5 protein-coding genes and 1 other annotated feature are annotated in these 4,449 nt (G+C 41.1%); of the genes, 4 read left to right on the top strand and 1 reads right to left on the bottom strand.

Annotation, left to right across the window (positions count from 1 at the left end; genetic code table 11):
- Positions 1 to 162 precede the first annotated feature (162 nt).
- The 3 genes from HL061_RS00025 to HL061_RS00015 all read left to right on the top strand — a co-directional run bounded on the left by HL061_RS00025 (position 163) and on the right by HL061_RS00015 (position 2,752).
- Positions 163 to 444, top strand: coding sequence for a winged helix-turn-helix domain-containing protein (locus tag HL061_RS00025; protein WP_252962364.1), 282 nt, complete (start codon positions 163 to 165; stop codon positions 442 to 444).
- Positions 437 to 2,092 carry a HAMP domain-containing sensor histidine kinase gene (locus HL061_RS00020; protein ID WP_025672617.1) on the top strand — a complete coding sequence of 552 codons (1,656 nt, stop codon included), beginning with the start codon at positions 437 to 439 and terminating at the stop codon, positions 2,090 to 2,092. The genes HL061_RS00025 and HL061_RS00020 overlap by 8 nt, the downstream gene beginning before the upstream one ends.
- Before the next feature lie 207 nt (positions 2,093 to 2,299).
- Positions 2,300 to 2,752: a transposase gene (locus HL061_RS00015; protein WP_093071340.1), complete on the top strand. Its 453-nt coding sequence runs from the start codon at positions 2,300 to 2,302 to the stop codon at positions 2,750 to 2,752.
- On the opposite strand, the gene HL061_RS00010 is transcribed toward HL061_RS00015, so the two are convergent.
- Positions 2,716 to 3,935, bottom strand: a protein-coding gene (locus HL061_RS00010; protein WP_093071339.1) for an IS3 family transposase whose coding sequence is annotated in 2 segments (ribosomal slippage) — positions 2,716 to 3,653 and positions 3,653 to 3,935 — 1,221 coding nt in all. Because the reading frame shifts where the segments join, the coding sequence is not laid out codon by codon here. The genes HL061_RS00015 and HL061_RS00010 overlap by 37 nt on opposite strands.
- Positions 3,544 to 3,660 (bottom strand) — a sequence feature (AL1L pseudoknot). (Overlaps the previous gene by 117 nt.)
- Before the next feature lie 131 nt (positions 3,936 to 4,066).
- Between HL061_RS00010 and HL061_RS00005 the strand changes: the two genes are divergently transcribed.
- A complete protein-coding gene (locus tag HL061_RS00005; RefSeq protein WP_252962363.1) occupies positions 4,067 to 4,327 on the top strand; it encodes a patatin-like phospholipase family protein in 261 nt (86 codons plus the stop codon).
- The last annotated feature ends 122 nt before the right edge of the window (positions 4,328 to 4,449 follow it).

Genomic DNA, 4,449 nt, shown 5'->3' with positions numbered 1-4,449 from the left:
CTTCTGCTTCTTTTAAAATGGATACTATTTGGGTCTCAGTCATTCGTTTGCTCATATCAAAACTCCTTATGGGTATTTTATAAGAAATTCTACGTTTGAGCTGTGTTATTTTAGGGGATAGTTACACTTATTCGCCGTGCCCAAGGCAAGGCTGATAATCAAGTGACGGTTGGCAATTTAAGTTTAGATACCGCGCACAAACGGGTCATGATGGATGGTAGCCCTATCGATTTAACCGCAAAGGAGTACATGCTTCTCACTACCTTTATGCTATCGCCTGAAAAAGTCATGTCCAAAAATGAGCTTGAGGATTCGTTATATGGCTGGGGCGGCGAAGTTGAAAGTAACGCCATTGAGTTTTTGATTCATAGTTTACGCAAAAAGGTCGGACAAGATAGAATCAAAAATGTTCGTGGCCTTGGATGGTATATCAGCAATGCCTAAATTTCGTAAGCCCTTTAACTCATTACAGTTCCAACTTATCTTTTGGTCTGTTGTGTCATTATTACTACTGGCAATAGTGGCTGGTGGTTATGGATTTTGGTACAGCTATAACGAGATAAATGACTTTCAGGATGATAACTTAAAAAATACTGCTGCCTTATTAGAGCAGTCGCTTAATATTAGTGGTTTAAATAATAATGCTGCTTATTCATACAGTGACGAGCATGCCCGCAGCAACATTCACTTTGATACCGATGACGATGATGGTGCGATCACCGTTGATATAGTCATACTCTCCGCCTCACTCAATAACGGGGTAGAAGATTATCAGAACGTTCAAAGCGATGATGAGCATGATTACTCAGAACCTATACCGTTGGCATTAGTAAATAGCGTTCCACAAGGGATAAGCGATCAAAACATTGACGGTCATTCTTGGCGAACCTATAGAAATGATGTCAAGATTGAGTCTTTAGATACTGATGAAGAAGTGGCTCTAATTTTGCGCCAACAGACAGATTTACAGGATGATTTAGCCAAAGCTAGTGCCTTACAGTCTTTTTTACCCCTTATTATCGGTATAGCATTATTACTGCTTTTACTGCCTTTTATCATGTGGCGCATGATGAAACCTGTGCGTCAATTGCATCATGAGATAAGCGCACGTAATGAGAATGACCTAAGTCCTTTATCGATTGGTAGACTGCCCTCTGAATTGCTGCCACTAGCCGAATCGTTAAATAGATTATTGGCTATAGTCAAAATTAGTATTGAACGTCAGCAACGCTTTATCGCTGATGCTGCCCATGAACTGCGCTCGCCGCTGACTGCCATCTCACTACAATTACAACGATTACAGCGTATTAGTAATGATAACGTTATGTCGGAAGGCCTCGATAAACTGGCTATTCGCTTGAGGCGTAATCAAAGTTTGGTTGAGCAATTATTAACGCTCGCTCGTGCTGGTAATATCAATACCGAGCTTGGTACCGAGACAACAGCAACCAATGTTAAATCTATTATCGAACAAGTCATAGGGTTACTCATTCCTATTGCTGATAATAAGAACATCGAACTAACTGTCGACTTACAGTCAAGTAGCAAAGTAAAGATAGATGAGACATCATTATTAATGCTCATAAAAAACCTGATTCAAAACGCTATTATTTATACGCTAGATAATGGTCAAGTCATGGTTAAACTCTATCAACTTGAGCAAAACTCAGGCAGTTTGGATAAATCGGCTTTAAATGCTCAATATAATTTTGGCTCACATGTGATTCAATCTGGGAAATTAAATGATATATCCAAGACGCTAGATAACAAATTAGTATTACAGATCATAGATTCAGGCGCAGGCATTGACCCTAGTGATTATGAGAAAGCTTTTGAACCCTTTATACGGCTTAATCAAGTGATTAGTGCAGCTGATCAATTTAGCGACAGTAAACTTAACAATAGTATAAGCGCTTCAAGATCAGATAGCGCAAGTAAGCAATCACAGGAAATAGAAGGTACAGGACTTGGGCTCTCTATTGTTAAATCAATCTGTGAGCAGGCAGGTATCGATGTCTTTATGAAGGACTCTAATTCTGAGATTTTAAACTTACATGATAATCGAGGACTTTGTATAACTTTGATCTTTTAAACTCATACATAGAAATTTTAATAGATCTAAATAGTTGCATCTTCACACTTTCTTAACATCTCTATTGATAATTTAGTGACATCTACAACGTAACATTAAATTTGTTTACTAATAGAGTGAATCTAACGTAAGCATCCGACCATCCCATCTTTTCCTCACTTAAAAAATGCGAGATAGTGTCCACGATTAATAATCGTGGACACTAACATGACAACACAACCACCTAACAAACCCAAACGTAGAACTTACAGTGCTGAGTTTAAAGAACTTTTAGTACAAGAAGCTGAAGGTTCAGGGCGATCAATTGCCAGTATCGCTCGAGACCATGGCATCAACCAGAACCTTCTCCATAACTGGAAACGTCAGCATCACCGCAACAAGACTGAAACTGGCATATTACCTGCTGCCATAAACAGTCCTGCTGATCCAAACTCCTGCTTTATCCCAATCCGCCTTGAACCTCAAGCAACTCATCTGTCCTCACCCTCCGTCATACAAAACATCAAGCTGCAAATCAGAGCCCCAGGACCTGGGTCCATAAGCCTTACTATTGCCCAAATAGACACCCAAAGTTTGATTGACCTTGAACCGCCCCGACTTTATCGGAGGCTGATTTACTTTAGTCAGGCAGCAATGCCTGACAGGATTAAATTATCATAATACCGCTTTTCAAACTCAAAGGGCGACACATATCCAATCGTGCTATGCAGTCGTGTTTTGTTAAACCAATCGACCCATTCAAGGGTTGCCAGTTCAACATCGTTCACACTAGACCAGCTCTCTTTCAAATAATGAATCACCTCAGACTTGTACAGCCCATTGACCGTTTCAGCCAGTGCGTTGTCATAAGAATCACCCGTAGTGCCAACAGAGGCAATCACACCGCAGTCAGCCATCTTATCTGTGTAGCGAATGGATAAATACTGAACCCCTCGATCACTGTGATGAATCACATCTTTGGGATTATTCCTATCTGCTACCACTTGATTGAGCGCGGCCATCACCATATCGGTGTTCATGCGATTGGATACTTTCCAGCCCACAATGGCACGAGCGAACACATCAATAATAAAAGCAGTATAAACCCAGCCACTCAGTGTCTTGATATAGGTAAAATCTGCAACCCAAAGCTGATTAGGACGATGGGCATTAAAGTTACGATTGACCAAGTCGTCAGCACGCTTTTGGTCGTCACGGCTGTTGGTGGTAATCTTACCCTTACCGCGCCAGATGCCTTGCATACCATACTGCTTCATTAAACGCTCGACGGTGCAACGAGCAACCTTTACGCCATCAGCCTTCATCTGCTGCCAGACTTTACGAACACCGTAACGGCATTTACTGTCTTGCCAAATACGTTTAATCTCTCTGAGATAATAGTCATCATGCTGACTGCGTAATGAGCGCTTCTCAGGGCGGTCCTCTAAGTCTTTAGCACGGTAGTAGGTTGATGGGGCAATCGGTAGTACTCTACAAATCAGCTCGACCCCATAACTACCTCTATAGTCATCAATAAACTGAACCATTATCTGGGTGGACGGCCCTTCTCCGCCTGGGCTTCAAGACCAGCAGCCTTACGTATAATCTCATTGGCTTGCTTGAGCTCTTTGTTCTCTCGTTCAAGCTCTTTGATACGCTCTTTGTCACTTTGAGCTTGTACTGAGGCAGGAATAGTTTGATCTATGTGCTTTTTATGCCATGACCGCAGGGTTTCAGGCGTACAGCCAATCTTAGGTGCAATTGCTTGAATAGCTGACCAGGTGGAAGGATAGTCGCTTAATGCTTCAATCAGCATGCGAACGGCGCGGTCTTTAATCTCGGGGGTGTAGTGTCGTGTTTTCATCGTTGTATTCTCTCAGAATGTTGAGTCTCCGACAATACCGGGGCGGTTCATTATGTAGCGAAATATTGTTGGTAATACCTTGAAAATTTAAAAAGATAAACCAATATATATAAATTATAAGGAGATTACGTATGGTCCATGATGATTCATTTCGAATACTAACTTTAACTGGTGGAGGTTTTCGAGGTTTGTACACCGCTAAAGTTCTAGAAGAGCTGGAAAACGAGTATGGTTATCCTATAGGTAGATTTTTTAACTTAATCGCCGGTACTTCTATAGGTGGAATCCTAGCTCTTGCAGTTGCTGCTGAAATACCCATGTCAGATGTGGTTAAGCTTTTTGAACAACATGGTGATAAGATTTTTAAGAAAAGAAAGGAAGACAAGCTATGAGCTATGCTGAAGAAACCGTAGAGGTAAACTTGGTAAACTAAGCGTATTAATCGGAGTTTACCATGACCAAGAAAGTAAGAACCTACAGTGACGAATTTAAAGCAGAAGCCGTTAAGAAGATA

Source organism: Psychrobacter sp. PSP, from assembly GCF_024085615.1.
GTDB lineage: Bacteria > Pseudomonadota > Gammaproteobacteria > Pseudomonadales > Moraxellaceae > Psychrobacter > Psychrobacter pacificensis.
Note: the sequence above shows the minus strand (reverse complement) of the source record. Positions and strands in the feature narration are given on the sequence as shown.

Excerpts from the sequence above, each read along its gene's own strand:
- HL061_RS00020 (WP_025672617.1), top strand. The coding sequence starts at position 437 with ATGCCTAAATTTCGTAAGCCCTTTAACTCATTACAGTTCCAACTTATC.
- HL061_RS00015 (WP_093071340.1), top strand. The coding sequence starts at position 2,300 with ATGACAACACAACCACCTAACAAACCCAAACGTAGAACTTACAGTGCT.
- HL061_RS00005 (WP_252962363.1), top strand. The coding sequence starts at position 4,067 with ATGGTCCATGATGATTCATTTCGAATACTAACTTTAACTGGTGGAGGT.